At 66.7% G+C, this 19,073-nt stretch carries 16 protein-coding genes; 9 read left to right on the top strand and 7 right to left on the bottom strand.

What is annotated here, in order from left to right:
* Positions 1-53 precede the first annotated feature (53 nt).
* On the bottom strand, positions 54-1,226 hold the full coding sequence (locus AC1HFH_RS13380) for a CaiB/BaiF CoA transferase family protein (protein ID WP_480243089.1): 1,173 nt from the start codon (positions 1,224-1,226) through the stop codon (positions 54-56).
* A gap of 276 nt (positions 1,227-1,502) precedes the next feature.
* On the opposite strand from AC1HFH_RS13380, the gene AC1HFH_RS13375 reads away from it, so the two are divergent.
* Genes AC1HFH_RS13375 through AC1HFH_RS13365 form a run of 3 tightly spaced genes read left to right on the top strand, consistent with a single transcriptional unit; the run spans position 1,503 to position 4,972 of the window.
* Entirely contained in the window at positions 1,503-2,984 is a 1,482-nt protein-coding gene (locus tag AC1HFH_RS13375; RefSeq protein WP_480243088.1) for an aldehyde dehydrogenase, read from the top strand.
* A gap of 23 nt (positions 2,985-3,007) precedes the next feature.
* Complete coding sequence (locus tag AC1HFH_RS13370; protein ID WP_480243087.1) at positions 3,008-4,402, top strand: MmgE/PrpD family protein; 1,395 nt, start codon at positions 3,008-3,010, stop codon at positions 4,400-4,402.
* Positions 4,403-4,444: 42 nt separating this feature from the next.
* Positions 4,445-4,972: a cupin domain-containing protein gene (locus tag AC1HFH_RS13365; RefSeq protein ID WP_480243086.1), complete on the top strand. Its 528-nt coding sequence runs from the start codon at positions 4,445-4,447 to the stop codon at positions 4,970-4,972.
* Positions 4,973-5,436: 464 nt separating this feature from the next.
* Here the strand turns inward: AC1HFH_RS13365 and AC1HFH_RS13360 are convergent, their stop codons facing one another.
* On the bottom strand, positions 5,437-6,279 hold the full coding sequence (locus AC1HFH_RS13360) for an N-acyl homoserine lactonase family protein (protein ID WP_480243085.1): 843 nt from the start codon (positions 6,277-6,279) through the stop codon (positions 5,437-5,439).
* Between the two features lie 213 nt (positions 6,280-6,492).
* Positions 6,493-7,149 carry a TetR/AcrR family transcriptional regulator gene (locus AC1HFH_RS13355; protein WP_480243084.1) on the bottom strand — a complete coding sequence of 219 codons (657 nt, stop codon included), beginning with the start codon at positions 7,147-7,149 and terminating at the stop codon, positions 6,493-6,495.
* A 242-nt stretch (positions 7,150-7,391) separates the two neighbouring features.
* On the opposite strand from AC1HFH_RS13355, the gene AC1HFH_RS13350 reads away from it, so the two are divergent.
* From AC1HFH_RS13350 to AC1HFH_RS13325, 6 genes are all read left to right on the top strand, one after another.
* On the top strand, positions 7,392-8,843 hold the full coding sequence (locus AC1HFH_RS13350) for an aldehyde dehydrogenase family protein (protein ID WP_480243083.1): 1,452 nt from the start codon (positions 7,392-7,394) through the stop codon (positions 8,841-8,843).
* Positions 8,840-10,024: a CaiB/BaiF CoA transferase family protein gene (locus tag AC1HFH_RS13345; protein ID WP_480243082.1), complete on the top strand. Its 1,185-nt coding sequence runs from the start codon at positions 8,840-8,842 to the stop codon at positions 10,022-10,024. The genes AC1HFH_RS13350 and AC1HFH_RS13345 overlap by 4 nt, the downstream gene beginning before the upstream one ends.
* Before the next feature lie 51 nt (positions 10,025-10,075).
* Positions 10,076-11,644: a class I adenylate-forming enzyme family protein gene (locus AC1HFH_RS13340; protein ID WP_480243081.1), complete on the top strand. Its 1,569-nt coding sequence runs from the start codon at positions 10,076-10,078 to the stop codon at positions 11,642-11,644.
* Positions 11,645-11,646: 2 nt separating this feature from the next.
* Positions 11,647-12,741: a Zn-dependent alcohol dehydrogenase gene (locus AC1HFH_RS13335; protein WP_480243080.1), complete on the top strand. Its 1,095-nt coding sequence runs from the start codon at positions 11,647-11,649 to the stop codon at positions 12,739-12,741.
* Positions 12,742-12,804: 63 nt separating this feature from the next.
* Positions 12,805-13,629, top strand: a complete 825-nt coding sequence (locus AC1HFH_RS13330) for an acyl-CoA thioesterase domain-containing protein (protein ID WP_480243079.1) — start codon at positions 12,805-12,807, stop codon at positions 13,627-13,629.
* A gap of 395 nt (positions 13,630-14,024) precedes the next feature.
* Positions 14,025-14,924: an SDR family NAD(P)-dependent oxidoreductase gene (locus tag AC1HFH_RS13325; RefSeq protein WP_480243078.1), complete on the top strand. Its 900-nt coding sequence runs from the start codon at positions 14,025-14,027 to the stop codon at positions 14,922-14,924.
* Between the two features lie 166 nt (positions 14,925-15,090).
* On the opposite strand, the gene AC1HFH_RS13320 is transcribed toward AC1HFH_RS13325, so the two are convergent.
* The 4 genes from AC1HFH_RS13320 to AC1HFH_RS13305 form a co-directional block, all read right to left on the bottom strand.
* Entirely contained in the window at positions 15,091-15,531 is a 441-nt protein-coding gene (locus AC1HFH_RS13320; RefSeq protein WP_480243077.1) for a nuclear transport factor 2 family protein, read from the bottom strand.
* Positions 15,532-15,592: 61 nt separating this feature from the next.
* Positions 15,593-17,077, bottom strand: a complete 1,485-nt coding sequence (locus AC1HFH_RS13315) for an aldehyde dehydrogenase family protein (RefSeq protein ID WP_480243076.1) — start codon at positions 17,075-17,077, stop codon at positions 15,593-15,595.
* An 8-nt stretch (positions 17,078-17,085) separates the two neighbouring features.
* Positions 17,086-17,241 carry a hypothetical protein gene (locus tag AC1HFH_RS13310; RefSeq protein WP_480243075.1) on the bottom strand — a complete coding sequence of 52 codons (156 nt, stop codon included), beginning with the start codon at positions 17,239-17,241 and terminating at the stop codon, positions 17,086-17,088.
* A gap of 66 nt (positions 17,242-17,307) precedes the next feature.
* Positions 17,308-18,861, bottom strand: a complete 1,554-nt coding sequence (locus AC1HFH_RS13305; protein ID WP_480243074.1) for an aldehyde dehydrogenase family protein — start codon at positions 18,859-18,861, stop codon at positions 17,308-17,310.
* Positions 18,862-19,073: the final 212 nt, after the last annotated feature.

The raw sequence follows: 19,073 nt of genomic DNA, 5'->3' as shown, positions 1-19,073 counted from the left end.
GCCGTCTCACGCTCCGCGCGGCACAGGCGACTGCCGGACCAACCGTAAGCGCCCTACCCCTCGAGGTACAACACCCCGGCATCCACCAATCGCGCGATCTCCTCGTCCGAATACACCTCCGCGGCAACCGATCGGGTGTCCGCCCCCACCCGGGGCGCGACACCCGGCCGGTCGGGACGTTCCCCGTCGAACCGCCACGGTGGGCGCAGCAGCGCCAGGTCGTCGTTCTGAGGTTCGACCATCTGCAGCCACTCGACCTGTTCGTGTCCGGTGTAGCCGGTCATGGAGAGCACCGGCGCGAACGGGACGTCCTCGGCGGTGAGCACCTGCTCCCACTCCTGGAAGGTCCGGAGCTCGAATTCGGCTTCGACGATCTTCACCAGTTCGAAGTAGTGCGCCTCGCGCGGACGGTACTCGGCGAACCGGGGATCCTCGGTGAGGTCGGCCCGGTCCATCGCCCGGCACAGGGCGTGCCAGAACTTCTGCGACGAGGAGAGGTGGATCGCCAGGAATTCCCCCGACGCGGTCTGCACACAGAAGTTCTGTGCTTGCGGGTGCCGGCTCTCCCGGCTGGGGTCGGCGCCGAGTTCGAACGCCTGGGTGACGCCGTCGGTGGTCAGCACGCTGACCGCCTCCATGATGGAGGTCTCCACGTGCTGGGGCGCGCCGGTGCGCAGGCGCCCGACCAGGGCGGCCAGCACACCGGCAGCCGTGCTCAACCCGGTCACCAGATCGGCGCTCAGTCCGCCGGCCAGCTGCGGATGGCCTTCGTCACCGAACAGGGAGTACAGGCCGCCGAAGGCGTGGCCGATGGTGTCGTAGGCCGGCCGGTTCGCGAGCGGGCCGCCGTTACCGAAGCCGGTGACCGAACCGTAGACGATGTCCGGACGCAGGGCGCGGCAGTCGTCGGGCCCCAGGCCCATCGCCGCCACCTTGCCGGGGCGCATGTTCTCCAGCACTACGTCGAAATGCGGCACCAGCGCCTTCACCAGCGCGACACCTTCCGGGCGCTTCAGGTCCACGGCCAGGCTCCGCTTGCCGGTGTTGTACTGGCGGAAGTACGGGCTTTCGTCGTTCTGATGACGACGGAAGTCCTCGCCGGTGACCGGGCGCTCCACTTTGACCACCTCGGCGCCCAGCGCGCACAGGAACGAGGTCGCGAACGGCAGGGAGATGTATCCCCCGAGCTCCAGGATCCGGAATCCGTCGAGTGGCTTGTGCTGCATTGCCTGCCTCCCAATCTTGGCCTCATATTATATATCATCACCTCGACGGTGGTGGCCGTCACACCATCGAAACAGGGGGTATCCACCACCCGGGTGGCGGGCAACGCGGACGGGATGACTCGGACCACCGGGACCCACCTTGTCACCAACAGATCACATTATATACTTTGTATGAACTGGCTCACGGCGCGGTGCTTCGGCTATCTTCCGCCCGCCCGGTCGGCCGGCACGTACGCTGCGGGTATGCCGCGGCAGAGCACAATCTAGGAGTCACCGATGGGTGCACAGACCGCGCTCCGGCAGGAACGCTACGACCGGATCTTCATCGGCGGGCAGTGGGTGCAGCCCGCGTCCGACCGCCGCATCGACGTCGTGTCCCCGGCCACCGAGCAGGTGATCGCCCGGGTCGCCGAAGGTGTGGATGCGGATATCGATGCCGCGGTCGCCGCCGCCCGCGCCGCCTTCGACCAGGGCCCATGGCCCCGCATGGAGCTGGCTGAACGAATCGCCGTCCTGCGCCGGGTCAGCGAAACACTCGCTGCCCGGCAACAGGAGGTGGCCGAACTTGTGACCACCGAGATGGGCTGCCCGATCACCCTGTCGACCAAGATGCAGGCAGCCGGTCCACGCATGCTGCTCGACACCTTTATCGAGCTGGCCCAGCAGTACCGGTGGTCCGACACCCGGCAATCCATCACCGGCAACGCTCTGGTCACCCGGGAACCGGTGGGCGTCGTCGCCGCGATCGTGCCGTGGAACGCGCCCCTGCTGATCAGCATGATCAAGCTCGCCCCGGCCCTGCTGGCCGGTTGCACCGCAATTCTGAAGCCCGCGCCGAACACGGCACTGTCGGCCTACTTGCTCGCCGAGATCTTCCGGGAAGCGGGCCTGCCCGAGGGCGTCCTCAGCGTCGTGGTCGCCGACCGCGAGGCCAGTGAGCACCTCGTCCGGCATCCCGGCGTAGACAAGGTGTCCTTCACTGGTTCGACCGCCGCGGGCCGCCGGATCGCCGCGATCTGCGGTGAGGACCTGCGCCGGGTCACCCTGGAGCTCGGCGGCAAGTCGGCCGCCGTACTGCTCGACGACGCCGATCTCGACGTCGCCGTACCCGCCATCCGCGCGCTGTCGTTGCGCAACAGCGGGCAGGTCTGTTCCAACAAGACCCGCATCGTGGTCGCCCGGTCCCGGCGCGACGAGCTGTACGACCGGCTGCGGGCCATGGTGGACTCGATGCCGGTGGGTGACCCGTTCGACCCGGCCACCGAGATCGGCCCCTTGGTCAGCGCGGTGCAACGGGACCGAGTCGAAGGCTATGTCGCGGCCGCCGAGTCCGCCGGGCTCGACCTGCTCGTCGGCGGCGGCCGACCGGCCGGGCTCGACCGGGGCTGGTATGTGGAGCCGACGATCTTCACCGACGTCGACCCGAACGCGACGATCGCCCAGGAGGAAGTCTTCGGCCCGGTACTGACGGTGCACACCTTCGAGACGGAAGCGGAAGCGATCGAGATCGCCAACAACTCCGTCTACGGCCTGAACGGTTCGGTGTTCGCCGCCGACCCCGAACATGCCCTCGCGGTCGCCCGGCACATCCGCACCGGCACTGTCGAACTCAACGGAAGCCCGGTCGGGTTCCACGCCCCGATCGGCGGTTTCAAGAACAGCGGCATCGGCCGCGAAGCCGGTCCCGAGGGTTTCGACGCCTACACCGAGCTCAAGTCCTACGGGCTGCCGGAAACCCTGCTGAACACCCTGCACTGACCGGTACCCGCGAAAGGCCCGATATGACGAACATTCCCCCGCTCGAGGCCGCGGTAGCCCGGCTGGTCACCGGCCTCGACTACGACACCATCCCGGAACAGGCCCGTGCCGGTGCCCGCCGCCTGCTGCAGGATCAGTTGGCCGTGCAGATCGGCTGCTCCTCGCTGCCCTGGAGCCGGACGGTGCTCGACCTCGCCCGTTCGGCTCATGCTCCCGGGCGGGCGCACGTGACCGCCGCCGACGACACGATGAGCGCCGCCGATGCGGCCTTCGTCAATGCCACCTACGGTCACGGCTTCGAATACGACGACGCCCACCGGGCCAGTTCCAGCCACCCGGGCAGCTGCGTGGTTTCGGCCGCGCTCGCGGTCGGCGAGGAACTCGGCGCGACCGTGGGCGAGATGATCACCGGCATCGTCGCCGGGTTCGAGGTCTACACCAGGATCGGCGTGCTGGCCGCACCGGAACTGCTCGAACGCGGCTTCCACCCACATGCTTTGCTCTCCACTTTCGGCGCGGCGGCGGTGACCGCCAAGATGCACGGCTTCGATACCGAACGCACCGTGCACGCGCTGTCGATCGCCATGAGCCACAGCGCCGGCACCACCGAATACACCTCCTCCGGCGGTTCGGTGAAACGCCTGCACGCCGGTATCGGCACCCGCAACGGCATCCGAGCCGCCGAAATGGCCGCCGCCGGAATCACCGGCCCCACCACCTTCCTCTCCGGCAGCAAGGGGTTCTATCCGGCGTTCGTCGGGCGCGCGGTCGACGAGACCGCCGCACAACGGTTCGCACCGGACACGCCGTTCGAGATCACCCGGATCTGGATCAAGCCGTACTGCTGCTGCGGAATCAACCACGCCTACATCGACGGCGCACAACAGCTGGCACCACGCGCAGGCGATATCGAATCCGTGCGATTGGGCATCCAATCCGGCGGAGATGTGATCATCGGCAACCGCAACGCGCATGCGTACGCACCGCAGACCATCGAGCATCTGCAGTACAGCCTCCCGTTCCAGTTCGCCCTCGCCCTCCTCGGCCGGGGCAACGGGTTCCGCACTCATTCCGATTTTCGGAACGGGACACTGGATCTGAACGCGGGCGGCGAGGTCGCAGACCTGGCACAGCGGGTGAAGATCGAGGTCGACCCGGCGCTGGATGCCGAGTATCCCGGCCGCTGGATCGCCGACATCACCGTCACGTATCGCGACGGCGGTACCGAGCACGTATTCGTCGAGAACCCACGCGGCACCGCGGAGAACCCGATGTCGCCGGCGGATCTGGAGGCGAAGTTCCGCGACCTCACCGCGGACCCCCTCGGTGCGGAACGCAGCATGAAGTTGCTGGAGGCGATCACCGGGTCCGATCCGGACCGGCCGGTATCGGAATTGGCTGCACTGCTACGTAACTGAACAGTGACCCAAAGCACGGACGCTTCTACGGAAAGGAACTTCATGAGCGGGGAACATCTACACAAAACCGCCCGGCGGGTGATCGCGGGGCTGGACGCACAGGGCCGTTCAACCGTCGTAACCGACGAGAACACGGCCACCCGGGTAGCCCTTCCGGCGTTCACGGTCAACGACGTATGGCGCGTGGACTCCCTGCCCGGCAGATACCGAGAAGACGACACTCTCGCATCGGAGGTGGAGCTGGACCCACCGGCCAACGGGCTGGTGGTTCGATTGGCCACCTTCCCGCCGGACAGCGAGATCGACCCCGCCGTGTACGCGGAGTCGATCGGAAACCTGCACGGTGAAGACGCCCATTCCGAGAACGAAGGCATCGTCGGACTACACGCGACCGAGACGATCGACATCGCCACAATTCTCGACGGCGAGATCTACGCACTCTACGAGACCGGCGAGACCCTGCTGCGGGCCGGTGACACGGTGATCAACCGTGGCATCAAACACGCCTGGAGCAACCGCTCCGACAAGCCCGTGACGATGGTCGCGGTCATGCTGCCCGCAACGGACTGATTCGACGCACGCGGCGCCGCGGTCACCGGTTCGGCGTGCGGCGGGGTGCGTCGCACGCCGAGTCGCTGATGCGGCGCGGACGTCGTGGTCAACGATCTCGTCGGTTGCACCCACGACCCCGGGGCAAGCGCGACACCTGCGGCAACCGCGGTGGGTACTTCGGTATCGGGCGGGCCGGCAGCGTATACGACCGGCCGGTGAGGTCGGCTACAGATACGTGGAGGGCTTTCGACACTGCGCCGAGAGAGGCCGCCGGCGTAGGGGCTCGCGCTTGCACGAGCCCCGAGGACGCGTTCGTTCTTTCAGCCAGGAGCGGCCGGTTCAGCCCAGCGCCAGGTGCACTCCCCACCGAACCCGAGGTGACTCACCATGGCCGGTGCCGAGGCTGCCCAACTTCAAACGACCATTCGTGAGGCCGGGCTCGCCTTCGGCGCGGTCAGGGACGGAGTCCGTCATCGGCCACCTCATGCCGGGACGGATTCGGAATCGGCACGGCGGAGCGTCGCGGCACTGGTGATCTCCGCACCACCGGCACGCAACTGATCCCAGTCCTGCGGATCGTGGCTGATCCACACGGTGGTTCCCGGCTGGGTACCGAGCAGATTGATCTTCTGCAAAGAGCTGTTCTTGTTCAGGCGATCGACATCGAATGGCATGCCTATCGTGAGGTCGACATTGGCCCTGGTGTGCGCCGCATCGCTGGTCAGGATCAATGTGCTCTGGTCGGGCATACGCAGCTTCAGTCCCAGTGTACCGGGCGTGTGGCCGTGCAGTGAGAGCAGTACGACACTGCCGTCACCGAAGAGATCGTGGTCGTAGCCGACGGGTACCTCGTTCCACGTGATTTTCTGTGCGGCCTCGATGTCCTCCTCCCGGAAGAACGCTTCGTCGAGCTTGGACGGGGTCCTGGCGTAGCGCAGTTCTCCGGCGCCGATGAAACCCTGGGCGTGCGGAAACAGGTCGAGGCCACCGGTATGGTCGAAATGCATGTGCGACAGTACAACCCGGCGCACGTCGCGTGCGGTGTAACCGATCGACTCGATCTGCCGGTCCAGCCGGAACGATTCGGGGAACTCGATCGAGAAGGCGGTGGCGAGCTCACCGTAGGCGGCCGCGGGGTCGCCCGCACCGATGGTGGCCAGCCCTGAATCGAAGACCATCAGGCCTTCGTCGTGCTCGATCAGAAAGGTCGGTGCCGGGATCGTCTCCTGCGTACCGCCCGTACCGAGCATCAAGATGCCGCAGTCGACGGTCAAAGTCGGTGCGTCCAGCGCCCACACGCGCCGTACGGTCTTGGTTGCAGCCATGGGGACTCCAATGTCTTACCGGGTCGAGGTGCTGAGCGGATCGGCCGATACTGCTTCAGCATTAAATATTATGCATGTGTTAAGTATGTTATGCATCACATGCTGCGAAGAATGATATCCGCACCGGTGTTGATATTCAACACATCTCTAGAAAGGAGCGCGACCTGGTTCAATGGCCGACCAGAGGCGCGTAGGAGCACAGAAACCGACGCCCTACTCCGGATCGGTGATGAACATCCTGACCAAGGTCTGTGCGACCTGATCGGCAAAATCCTCGACCCCGAGGCCGCTGTCGGCGGTGAACCATTCGCCGATCAGCGCCAGACCACCGAGGGCCAGATTCAGGGTGAGGTGCAGGCGATCCGCGGCGATCACGCCGGGGACGGCGACGAGCTCGTCGACCACACCACGGAAGATCAGCGTCTGCTCGCGTCGCAGTTCGTCACGCCGCCGCCCGAGCGCAGCGACCGGCACCTGGATCTTGACGAACAAGGGGATGAACTCCGGATACTCCCGCAAGGTGATGACGGCCTCTTCGCGGAACATCCGGTGCAGCCGCCGCAGCGGTGGGTCATCGGAATCGGCGATCACCCGCAGCCGGGGGAAAACCTCGGCCGCCGCGTGCTCCATGCAGCGGAGGAAGAGCTCCTCTTTGGACGGAAAGTAGTAGTAGAGGCTCGAACCACGCATGTCCAGCGCGGCGCCGATCGCCTCGAAGTTCGTCGCGTCGTACCCGTGCTCGGCGAACAGACCGGCCGCCGTGTGCTCGATCAGGCGGATACGGCTCGCACGTTTGCGCATGGCACGGCTCTCACCGGCGACCCGCCCCCCGGCGTGGCTCGAACCGGTACCTGCGCGGGGCGCGCTCATCTCCAGACCTCCCGATCCGACTCCGTACGCCGACGGCCCGACGCACCGTCCCGGCGATTCTAGTGACGACCGAGGCACCTTCACCAACACCGTGTGCGGCCGCGGCCACACACGGTGGTCCGCGGCCGTCCTTGCAAGTTCTACAGCACTATATATAATCTATCCACCACTAGAATTTCTGTACACGAGTCGTGCCCATTCGGGCCCCGCTGTGCGCTGGGCCGCCGGCAGAAGGTGAAGTCGTGGAAGTTTCCGGAGTTACCGTCCCCCACACCGACCAGGTGCTCGTCGGTGGTGTCCTGCACCCCGCGACGGGAGATCGCTACACCGTCGTCGCACCGGCCACCGGCCTGCCGGTCGCCACCGTGCGACAGGCGTCGGTCGCGGAGGCGACGGCAGCAGTCGAGGCGGCACATGGCGCGCGTACGAATTGGGCCGATACGCCACTGAAGGACCGAATCGGTGCGGTAGCGCGATGGTTCGAACTGATCGATGCAGCCGCCGACGACCTCGACACCGTGTGGGCGGTCGAGGCCGGAATGCCGTTACGGCACGGGCGGGCGCTGTACCGATTCGGCACCGTGGCTGCCTGGCGATCTGCACTGGACGGCGCCGAGGAAATCCTCGCCGAGCAGCGGCGCCCGTCACAGCTCGGCGACGTCCTGTTGCGCCGGGAACCGGTCGGTGTCGTGGTCGCAATCCTGCCCTATAACGGCCCGGTGGTCACCGTCGCGTCGAAGGTGGTGCCGGCGCTCCTGGCGGGTTGCCCCGTGGTGATCAAGGCCGCCCCCGAATCACACCTGACAATGGCATTGGTGGCCGACACCGCCCGCCGGGCCGGATTCCCTGCCGGCGTGGTCAGCATCGTCTGCGGACCGGTCGAGGTCGGTAAAGCGCTGACCCGCGACCCCCGCGTCGACATGGTCTCACTCACCGGCGGGCACACCGCCGCCCAGGACGTCCTCGCGGCGACACATGAGCGATATGCGCGCACCCAGCTCGAACTCGGCGGAAAGTCGCCGGCGGTGATCCTCGACGACGCCCCGCTGGACCGGACCATGCGTGCGCTGATTCCCGGTGCGACCAACGGCACCGGCCAGGTCTGTGCGCTGCTGTCCCGGATCCTGGTCTCCGAACGCCGCCACGACGAGCTCGTCGAGCAGCTCACCGCCGGGTGGCAGCGGCTGATCATCGGCGACCCGCTCGACCCGAAGACACACCTGGGTCCACTGATCAACGCCGCAGCGCTCCAGCGCACCGAAGACTTCGTGGCCACGGCCGTCGCCTCCGGAACACGCCTGATCACCGGCGGACGGCGACCGACACACACGACAGGTGGGTGGTACTACGAACCCACCCTCTTCACCGATGCCGCCGAAGACTCCGATCTGATTTGCAGCGAGGTGTTCGGCCCGGTCACCGCGATCCAGGTGTACCGGGACCTCGACGACGCGATCCGCCTGGCCAACGGGACGCCGTTCGGGTTGTCCGGTGCAGTGTTCACCGCGGACACCGCCGCCGGGATCGAGGTCGCCGGCCGGATCCGCTCCGGCGCCGTGGCGGTCAACTCCTTCGGTCCGGCCATGAGCGCTCCGTTCGGTGGTGTCGGAGCCTCCGGTTGGGGACGAGAGTCCGGTCCCGAGGGGATCCTCGGCTTCACCGAGGGCAAGCAGATCCTGGTGGGGCAGCTATGACAGCCACCCCAGCGGCAGCGTCCGGTCCGCTGGCCGGATTGAAGATCATCGAACTCGCCGGTCTCGGCCCCGGGCCCTGGTGCGGCATGTTGCTCAGCGATCTCGGCGCCGAGGTACTGCGCATCGACCGGCCCTCGGCCGTCGGCACGCTGCGTACCGATCTCGGTGCGAGCAACGGCCGCCAACCGGCGTTCGTCAACGACCGGGGCCGGCGCTCGGTGGCGATCGATCTGAAGAACCCGCGCGGCGTCGAGACCGTCCTGCAGCTCGTCGAACAGGCCGACATGCTGATCGAAGGCAACCGACCGGGTGTCGCCGAACGGCTCGGCATCGGTCCCGAGGACTGTCACGAACGTAACCCCCGCATCGTCTACGGACGCGCGACCGGGTGGGGACAGCACGGCCCGCTCAGCCACACCGCCGGCCACGACATCAACTACCTGTCGCGGACCGGCCTGCTGGCGGCCATGGGCCCGGCGGGCGGTGCGCCGTCGCTACCCCTCAATCTCCTCGGCGACTATGCAGGCGGTGGCCTGATGCTGGTCGCCGGACTGCTCGCCGCCCTGTGGGAGGCACGTGGCAGCGGATACGGTCAGGTTGTCGACGCGGCGATGATCGACGGCATCGCCCTCCTGGGTGGTGTGTTCTACGGGCAACGCCAGACGGGCATGCACGGTCTCGAACGCGGGACGAACATGCTCGACGGCGGTGCTCCGTTCTACACGGTGTACGAGACCGCCGACAGAGGCTGGATGGCAGTCGGCGCGATCGAAGCCGCGTTCTTCGCAGAACTCGTCGACGTGCTGGACTTGGAACCGGAACTGACTGCGCAGCAATGGGATCGAGCGAGCTGGCCTGACCTGCGCGCCCGCATCGCCGCCCGATTCCGCACCCGGACCAGGGCAGAGTGGACTGCGGAGTTCGGCCGCCGGGACGCCTGCACCACACCGGTTCTGGATCTCGACGAAGCCCTGCACGACGAGCAGGCCGTCGCCCGCAACAGTTTCGTTCCGATCGACGGGGTCCTGCAACCGGCGCCAGCGCCGCGGTTCAGCCGCACCCCCGGCTCGGTCCAGGGCCCCGCGGTGCCGGCCGGAGCGAATACCACGGAAGCCCTGAGCGATTGGGGATTCGCCCAGGAAGAAATCGATGCGCTCCGCACTGCCGGGGCGATCTGTTAGCCGACAAGGACACGATATGAGCCGATGCCGTCTCACCTGCAGGAGCATCCCATGGGGCTGACTCTGAACTTCATCACCGACGCCGTCGCGGCACAGATGCCCGCGGTCGACCCTGCCCGCCCGGCGGTGGCACTCGGCGCCGAACCGGCGCTCAGCTGGGCCGAGCTGCGCGCAACCGAGTTACGCTACGCGCGCGCACTGCAGAAGGCCGGGGTCGCTGGCGGCGACCGGGTCGGGCTGCTCCTGCGCAATTCGACCGACTATGTCGCGCTCTATCTCGCCATCGGGCGGGTCGGTGCGATCGCGGTGCGGCTCAACTGGCGCCTTACCGCACCGGAACTGCAGTTCGCGCTGACCGACTCCGCACCCGTGGTCCTCGTTCTCGACGCCGAGTTCGCACCCACCATCGCCGCCGTCCGCGACGATGTCCCCGTCACCGGCTTCGTCGTCCGCGGCTCCGCAGACGCCCTCGACGGAGCCACTCCACTGACGGAATTCGCGTCCGAAGACTCCGATGGCACGGGGTTTCCCATGGTGTCGTCCGAGGACCCCGTGTCGCTGATGTATTCCTCGGGCACGACCGGCCGCCCCAAAGGCGCGCTGTTCTCACATGGAAACGCACTGTGGACGGCCTCGATCCAATGCCAGCGATGGCGTATCGACGCCGGCACCGTGGCTCAGACCAGTGGTCCGCTGTTCCACGCCGGCGGGTTCGAGGTCTTGCTGCTACCTGCCCTTGTCGCGCACGGGACGGCGGTGAGCTTCCCCTCCGGGAACTTCACGCTCACCGGCTTTCTGGACGTGGCGCGGCAGCACGGATCCACCGACCTGTTGCTGTACCCGTTCATGCTCTTCGATCTGCTCCGTGGCGGTGCGGACCTCACTCCCCTGGTTCCGTCCGCCACGCGGCGTATCGTCACCGGCGGTGACATCGTGATGCCCTGGGTATACGACGAGCTCGAACGGCGTCTGCCCGGCGTAGAGCTGGTCCAGTCCTACAGCCTGACCGAAGGCGGCGCGGTGAGCACCGCCTTGGCGTTCAACCAGGCCCGGGGGCACGAGAGCAGCATCGGCCGACCGCAGGCGATGACCGAGATCAAGGTGATCCGGCCCGACGGAACGCTCACCGACGTCGACGAGGTCGGCGAGATCTGCGTGCGCAGCGGCGGGGTGAGCATCGGGTACTGGAACCGCCCGGAGGCCGACAAGGCCACTTTCGTCGACGGCTGGTGCCACTCCGGCGACCTCGGACGCATCGACGCAGCGGGTTTCCTCACCATCGCCGGGCGGGCCAAGGACATGTACCGCAGCGGCGGGGAGAACGTGTACCCCGCCGAGATCGAGATGGTGCTGACCGGACATGACGATGTGGCCGACGCCGCCGTCATCGGAGTCCCCGACAACCGCTTCGTCGAAGTCGGCGCCGCCATGATCGTCCCCGCGGAGGGCCGCACCGTGGACACCGCGGCGCTGCGTTCCTGGTTGATCGAACGCCTCGCCAAATACAAGGTTCCCAGACATTTCCACGTCGTAGGCGAGCTGCCACGCAACGCCAACGGCAAGGTCCTGAAAACCGTTCTGCGCGCGGACTACGAGCAGAACCAGACGACGGAGAAGTAGCCATGACACGAGCCGCACTGTTCGAGAGCGCCGGAGCACCCCTGCGGATCGCCGAGATCGACCTGGCGACACCGGGACCGGGCGAGGTCGCCGTCGAGGTACGGGCGACCGGGGTCTGCCACTCCGATGTCGGGGTATTCTCCGGCAAACTACCCGCACCGCTGCCCCTGGTACTCGGTCACGAAGGCGCCGGTGTCGTGTCGGAGATCGGCGAGGGTGTGGCCGATCTCGCCGTCGGTGATCATGTCGTATTGTCCTGGCTGGCCAGTTGCGGTAACTGCTACTACTGCCGACGGGCCGAGCAGCACCTGTGCGGCACGCCGCGGACCATGCTCGGTGCACACACCATGCCCGACGGCAGCACTCGGATGAGCCTGGATGGCAAGCCGGTACGGCAATTCTGTGGGCTCGGCACCTTCGCCCAACGCACTGTCGTCCCCGTCGGCGCCGCGGTACGAATCGCCGACGAGGTCCCGATCGCCTCGGCGGCCCTGCTGGGCTGCGGCGTGCTCACCGGCTTCGGAGCGGCGGTCGAGACCGGTGGTGTCCACGTCGGCGATTCGGTGGCGGTGGTCGGCTGCGGCGGGGTGGGACTCAATGCCATCCAGGGTGCCCGGATAGCCGGGGCAACCACCATCATCGCCATCGATGTCCATGCCGAACGCCTCGACCTGGCCGTCGATCTCGGGGCAACCCACACTGTGACCGCCGGCCCCGATGCCGTCAAGCAGGTGCACCGGCTGACCGGCCGCCGCGGTGCCGATGTCGTGATCGAGGTGGCCGGCCGGCAGGAAACCGTGAACCAGGCCGTCGCCATGGCGCGCCGCGGCGGCACCACCGTCCTCGTCGGGGCCGGACCCGGCATCGGCGTCGACGAGGTGTTCAACAACCTGGTGATGACAGGGAAGACGGTGAAGGGCTGTCTCTACGGATCCGCCGACGTTCATCGTGATATCCCCCGCCTGGTCGATCTGTACCGCAGCGGCCGGCTGCTGCTCGACCAGCTCGTCACCGAAACGTTCGACTTCGATGAAGTCGGTAAGGCAGTCGACTACTGCGCCGGTGAGAACGGGGCCCGCGCCGTCGTCGTTTCCTGATCCGGCGCCCAACGGTTCGAGGTGCCGCCGACCCGGCACCACTCGAGCTCAGAAAGGAATTCGATGCGGAACTCCGCATTCTTCGACACCGCTTCCGGGGAACCGGAGGTCCTGTTGCCCCGCCCCGCTGCGGGCAGCGGTTGGACCGGAGGTCAGCTGCGCGGCATGGCGATCAGTGGGGCACTCGCCCGCGCGGTCGAGCACCGGCTGGCCGAACTCGCCACGACCGCCCTCCGGCCCGCCCGCTGGACCCTGGATCTGTTCCGCCCGGTCACCATGCAGCCGTGCGCGGTCGAGACCGAGATCATCCGCACCGGCCGGCGCCTGTGCCTGATCGACGCACGTCTGCGTCAAGCGGGTGAACAGGTGGCCACAGCTCGCGCGCTGTTCCTCGCCCCCGGCGATATCCCGGCCGGAACCAGTTGGTCGGCTGATACGACGCTGCCCGCACCCTCACGATCCTGGCGCGACTGTTCGGTGGCCGACCGTATCTACTACAGCGACGACGCCGGGTGGGACCCGGATTCGACTCGGCACCACAATGCCAGCCGCAACCGGGTGTGGCACGGGGCCGTCCCGGTCGTCGTCGGAGAGGAGCCGACGCCGTTCCAGTTCGCCTGTGCTGCTGCCGATGTGTCGAATGTGGTCGCCAACCTCGGCACCCATGGCCTCGAGCACATCAACGCCGACGTCACCGTCGCGTTCAGCCGGCTGCCGGCCGGCGACGAACTGGGCATCTCGGCAACGGCTCGCCTGGAACACGATGGTATTTCGATCGGCGCCGGGCTGCTCTACGACCGGGCCGGAGTTTTCGGGAGATCCACCGTCACCGCTTTGCCGGCGCAGATTTCGGCCGACCTGCAGGTGATCGCCGCCGCCCGTCCCTGAGCCGATGCCTGAGCGGTCGGGCATCCGGCTGTTCCAGCAGTGGCAGACAACCCCGGCCACTGCCACCCTCCTCGAGACGAACCCGTGCACATGGGGACGCCGGCGGCCGACCCGCGTACCGCACTTCCCATGGTTCAGCCGATTGTGTCCGAATTCTTGGACACTTCCGAAGCCGAACCGTCCGTAAGGTCCAACTCACCCGGGTAAACCTCCTTCATCACCACAGCCGCAGCCGCGGGCTGTCGACGACGGTAGGCAGTCGACTGAATTCGCCCACTCTGTTGCGTTACCACACCACAGAGGGGATATACTATTAAATATATTTTCAACCCGATGGGTCGCCCAGCGGCCCGTCGATCTGCGTCCATGCCGTGCATGGAAGGAAGCGAGAGACCATGTTGCGTTTCGACGGAAAGGTCGCGATCGTCACCGGCGCCGGCCGAGGGCTCGGCCGCTCGCACGCGCTGCTGCTGGCCGCACGGGGAGCATCCGTCGTGGCCAACGACTTCGGATCTTCTGCCGCTGGGCACGGGTCCGATACCTCGCCGGCCGACGACGTGGTTTCCGAAATCACCGCGGCAGGCGGAAGGGCCGTCGCGAATCACGAAAGTGTGACGACCGGTGCCGAGGCGATCGTGCAGACCGCGATCGAGGCATTCGGGCGTCTCGACATCGTCGTGAACAATGCCGGCATCAACCACATGACACCCTTCGGCCCGGAGGCGATCGAGGGCATCCGGCGGCACATCGAGGTCAATTTCCTCGGCACCGCAGCCGTGACCGCTGCTGCATGGCCCCATCTCGTCGAGTCCGGCGCGGGGCGAGTCGTCAATACCGCGTCGCCTACGCTGGTCGGCTTCGAACAGCAGAGCGCGTACGTGGCTTCCAAGGGCGCCGTCTTCTCGTTCACTCGTACCCTCGCCATGGAAGCGCTCCAGGCCGGTATCCGCGTGAACGCGATCGCCCCCACCGCCTACACGCGAATGGCGGCGGAGGCGGAGATCCCCGACGATCTGAAGAAGACGCTCGAGAGCACCATGACCACCGCAATGGTCTCCCCGACGGTTGCCTACCTCGCACACGAGGACTGCTCCATCACCGGCGAAACACTGCTCAGCCAGGGAGGCTTGATGCAGCGCTTCGCGCTCACGATGAACGACGGCTACAAGAACACCGAGCCGACCCCGGAGGACATCCAAGCGAACCTCGACGCAATCCTCGACGACACCAGCAGCAAGCCGGTCGGAATCATCGGCTCGGAAAACGAGGGCTCGCTACTCGACTTGTTCGACTGAGCCGACGCAGATCTTCCCCGGGACCACCGCCCCGGGGAAGATGGTCTCCCAGCCGGGAGCAACTCCGACAAGCGGTCGGCACCGCAGCAGCGGTGCCCGCCCACATACTCGTGTAGGGCCCACCGATAGTGATCGGCGGGCCCTACACGTTCGACGCGCGACGCGGCTATGCGAAGGACGGACTGTCTGTCACGAAGCTTGCGAAAGCCAGACTTCGCGCCTTCCACTCCCCTTCGCGTTTGACGAACTCGAACGCATACGTGCCGGACAGGAGTACGCGAGTACCGTCCGCGGTGAGACGAAAGTAGAACACATCGGTAGCCGCTGTCGCGGTGTCACCCTGGACCTCGATCATCGGATTGGTGATGTGGTGGTGACAGCGTGGAACTTCGCGCCACACCTTCCGCACCAGGTCACGGACGCCGGCGATGCCGTGGCCTTCCCCGCGGGGCAGCACATAGTCCGCATCCTCGGACCAGATGCTCATGAAGGTCTCTTCGTCCTTCTTGTCTATGCCGTGGCAGTACTTCGCCATCAGCATCTTGATTTCCTCGAGATCGACGACCCACTGGATCTTCTGACCCAGTCCCGTATCGAAATTCGTCATGACGTTGGACCGACTTTCAGTTCGTTCGAATCGGGGTGAAGTAGCAATGCCCGTTGCGCGATCAGCGGTCGAGAAGTGTCACGACCGATTTGGTCTCGAGATACTGCTCGAGTGCGTCGGGGCCGTTCTCCCTACCCCAGCCGGACTGTTTGAATCCGCCGACGGGCATCTGGACACCACCCGCCCTATGGATATTCACGCCGATCCGACCACCGCGCAGACGCCGGGCGATGCGGTGCGCGAGCGCGACATCGCGGGTCCAGACACTTCCTGCCAAACCGTATTCCGTGTCGTTGGCCGCTGCGATCGCCTCGTCCGGGTCGGTGAACGAGAGCGCGGCAAGGACCGGTCCGAAGATCTCCTCCCGCACGATCGCCATCTCCGGTGATGCGTCCGCCACCACGGTCGGCTCGTAGAAGTAGCCGGTCCGGCCGACACGTCTTCCGCCGGTGATCACCCGGGCGCCCGCGGTGATTCCGCCGTCGACATAGCCCGCGACGCAGTCGAGCTGTCGTCGGGAAATCAGCGGTCCCAGAACCACATCCGGGTCGGTGCCGTAGCCCATCTTCATGGCGCGGCTCTGTTCGGCGATCCCCTCGATCAGTTCCTCGTAGATGTCGGCGTGCGCGAAGAGCCTGGTACCCGACGTACAGATCTGTCCGGAGTTCCAGAACACGCCGAGCGCGATACCTGCTGCGGCGGCAGTCAGGTCGGCATCGGGAAGCACGATCACCGGCGACTTGCCACCGAGTTCCAGCGACACCTTCTTCATGTTGCCGGTGGCCGCCGCGACGATCTTGCGCCCCACCTCGGTGGACCCCGTGAAGCTGATCTTGTCGACACCGGGATGTTCGGCCATCGCAGCACCCGCCACCCCGAAGCCGGTGACGATATTGACCACGCCGGCGGGGACACCCGCCTCCAGCAGGATCCGCCCCAGCGCCAGTGCCGACAACGGCGCTTCCTCCGACGGCTTCAGCACGCATGTGCACCCGGCAGCCAGCGCGGGGGCCAGCTTCATCGACACGGCGATCAGCGGCGCGTTCCAGGGCACGATCATCGCGACCACCCCGACCGGCTCCCGGTAGGTGGCGCCGTGCATGCGGCGCTCGGCGGGGCCGATATCGACGGTCGTGCCCTGGATCTTGTCGGCCCAGCCCGCGTAATAGCGGAACTGGTTGACGGCCTCGGCGACCATCAGCTTCGCCTGCGAGACAGGAACTCCGACGTCCAGGCTCTCCAGCCGGGCCAGCTCCGCAGACCTGGCCTCGATCAGATCGGCGGCCCGCCACAACACCACACCGCGCTGCGCCGACGACAAGCGCAACCAGCGCTCTTCGTCGAACGCACGCCGCCCCGCGTGCACCGCGGCATCGATATCGGTCGCGGACGCCTCGGCGACCTGACCGACCACCACTTCGGTGCCCGGATCGACGACATCGAATGTCGCGCCAGTGGCGGCGGGCACCCACTCACCGTCGATGAGCAGGCGACCGACGGGCGCACTGGAGCCGAAGGCGGGCCGTACGGCAGTCTCCGCTTCCATCCGCGAGTTCATGCGTGCGCGTGGACGCAGGGAGCCGAATCCGGGATCTTCGTGCCCGGCGGCGGACTCTGCACCGCATTCGGCTCACCGGTGACCAGCCCGACCGGATAGCCTCCGAGATCGCGCACGATCAGCACGGAATCGGTGAAGTGACCTTTGATCATGAGATTCTCCGTTGGATCTTTCGAATACGAGCCCGATGTCCGGGCGCGCGGGTTCTGCGGGTACAGCTACTCGGCCGAGGGCGGGGTGCCGAGCACCAGGCCGTAGGCGCGCCGGCTGACGTCCCCGGACAGGTCGAGGGTGATGCCCTTGTCCTGGGTGAACTCGTCGAGTGCGTCCGGACCGAGCTCACGGCCGGTCCCGGACTGCTTGAAGCCGCCGAACGGCAGGTACTGGGAGATGTTGTGGTAGTCGTTGATCCACACCGAACCGGCCTCGATCCGACGGGCGACCTCGAGCGCGCGCTGGTTGTCGCGGCTCCACACGGCGGCGGCCAAGCCGTACTCGGTGTCGTTGGCGATCTTGATCGCCTCGTCCTCCGACTCGTACTTCAGCACCGAGAGCACGGGGCCGAAGATCTCTTCGCGGGCGATGGTCATGTCGTTGGTGACGCCGGTGAACACCGTCGGCTCGACCCAGAAGCCCTTCTCGAAACCTGCGCCGGTCGGCACGCCGCCCCCGGCGACGATGGTGGCGCCCTCGGCCTTGCCCTTCTCGATGTAGCCGAGGATCCGCTCGTGCTGGGTCTTGTTCATCACCGCGCCGATGTCGGTGGCCGGATCCAGCGGTGACCCGATCTTCAGTGTCTTCAGCCGCTCCACCAGGCGCGCGACGAACTCGTCGTGGATCGACGCGGGCAGTAGCAGCCTGGTGCCGGACTCACACGCCTGACCCGCGTGCAGCAGGAAGGCATAGATCGAACCGTCCACCGCCGCAGTCAGATCGGCGTCGTCGAGCACGACGTTGGGGCCCTTGCCACCGAGCTCGAGCAGCACGCGCTTGACGGTGCCCGAGGCGTCGGCCATCACCTGACGGCCGGTGGCGGTGGAGCCGGTGAACGACACCAGCCGCACGTCGGGGTGCTTCACCAGGTGGGCGCCGACGGTCGGGCCGTCACCGACGACGATGTTGAGCGCGCCGTCGGGCAATCCGGCTTCCTTCAGCAGCTGGGCAAGCTCGAGGGCGAAGATCGGAGTCTTCTCGTCGGTCTTGAGGACCACGGTATTGCCCGCGGCCAGGGCCGGAATGGACTTCCACACGGCGATGACCGCCGGGAAGTTCCACGGCACGATACCCGCGCACACACCGACCGGCTCCTTGCGAATGAAGCTCGCCGAAAGCACTTGTCCGGCAACAGGTCCCGAGCGTTCCCATTCGTAGGTGCGGGTCAATTCCGCGTAGTGACCCAGGTGCATCAGTGGGAAGCCGACACCGATGGCGCCGGCCAGCCGCACCGGCATGCCGGTCTCCCTGGCGCTCAGAACCGCGAGCTCATCCATCTTGCCGCTCAGTGCGGCGATCACGCGGTCGATCACGGCGGCCCGCTCGGCGGGCAGAGTGTTGCGCCAGACACCGGACTCGTGGGTCCGCTTGGCGGCGGCGACCGCCGCGTCGACGTGGCTGGTGTCGGCCTGCGCGACGGTGACCACGACCTCTTCGGTGGCCGGGTCGATCACCGGAATCGTGGTGTCGGTATCGACCCACGCACCATCGATGAACAGCCGGTAGTGCGGCACACCGTCACGGTCGACAGCCGCGGTTTCGGGGAGGGTGGCAGTCATTTCTCACCTTATATATCGAGTTGCCGGAATATCCGGCCGGGCGGGAATGTGTGAATGGTTCGGTCGTCCGCCGAGCAAATGTTGCCGATGCGTAGCGGCACTGTTCGACCGTAGGTAAATGCAGATCACATGAGTGTCCAGATTCTTGGACACTCACTGCGCGCGAACTGCTATCGACCGGCTACCAGCATCGATGCCGCGGAAACAGTAGC

The sequence above is a fragment of the Nocardia sp. KT25-26 genome (assembly GCF_056627695.1).
The sequence above is the reverse complement of the archived record's forward strand: the minus strand, read 5'-3'. Positions and strand labels throughout refer to the sequence as shown.

Coding starts and splice junctions, on each gene's coding strand:
- AC1HFH_RS13380 (WP_480243089.1), bottom strand. CDS start 1,226: ATGCAGCACAAGCCACTCGACGGATTCCGGATCCTGGAGCTCGGGGGA.
- AC1HFH_RS13315 (WP_480243076.1), bottom strand. CDS start 17,077: ATGGAAGCGGAGACTGCCGTACGGCCCGCCTTCGGCTCCAGTGCGCCC.
- AC1HFH_RS13375 (WP_480243088.1), top strand. CDS start 1,503: ATGGGTGCACAGACCGCGCTCCGGCAGGAACGCTACGACCGGATCTTC.
- AC1HFH_RS13345 (WP_480243082.1), top strand. CDS start 8,840: ATGACAGCCACCCCAGCGGCAGCGTCCGGTCCGCTGGCCGGATTGAAG.
- AC1HFH_RS13320 (WP_480243077.1), bottom strand. CDS start 15,531: ATGACGAATTTCGATACGGGACTGGGTCAGAAGATCCAGTGGGTCGTC.
- AC1HFH_RS13305 (WP_480243074.1), bottom strand. CDS start 18,861: ATGACTGCCACCCTCCCCGAAACCGCGGCTGTCGACCGTGACGGTGTG.
- AC1HFH_RS13360 (WP_480243085.1), bottom strand. CDS start 6,279: ATGGCTGCAACCAAGACCGTACGGCGCGTGTGGGCGCTGGACGCACCG.
- AC1HFH_RS13310 (WP_480243075.1), bottom strand. CDS start 17,241: ATGATCAAAGGTCACTTCACCGATTCCGTGCTGATCGTGCGCGATCTC.
- AC1HFH_RS13330 (WP_480243079.1), top strand. CDS start 12,805: ATGCGGAACTCCGCATTCTTCGACACCGCTTCCGGGGAACCGGAGGTC.
- AC1HFH_RS13365 (WP_480243086.1), top strand. CDS start 4,445: ATGAGCGGGGAACATCTACACAAAACCGCCCGGCGGGTGATCGCGGGG.
- AC1HFH_RS13370 (WP_480243087.1), top strand. CDS start 3,008: ATGACGAACATTCCCCCGCTCGAGGCCGCGGTAGCCCGGCTGGTCACC.
- AC1HFH_RS13335 (WP_480243080.1), top strand. CDS start 11,647: ATGACACGAGCCGCACTGTTCGAGAGCGCCGGAGCACCCCTGCGGATC.
- AC1HFH_RS13355 (WP_480243084.1), bottom strand. CDS start 7,149: ATGAGCGCGCCCCGCGCAGGTACCGGTTCGAGCCACGCCGGGGGGCGG.
- AC1HFH_RS13340 (WP_480243081.1), top strand. CDS start 10,076: ATGGGGCTGACTCTGAACTTCATCACCGACGCCGTCGCGGCACAGATG.
- AC1HFH_RS13325 (WP_480243078.1), top strand. CDS start 14,025: ATGTTGCGTTTCGACGGAAAGGTCGCGATCGTCACCGGCGCCGGCCGA.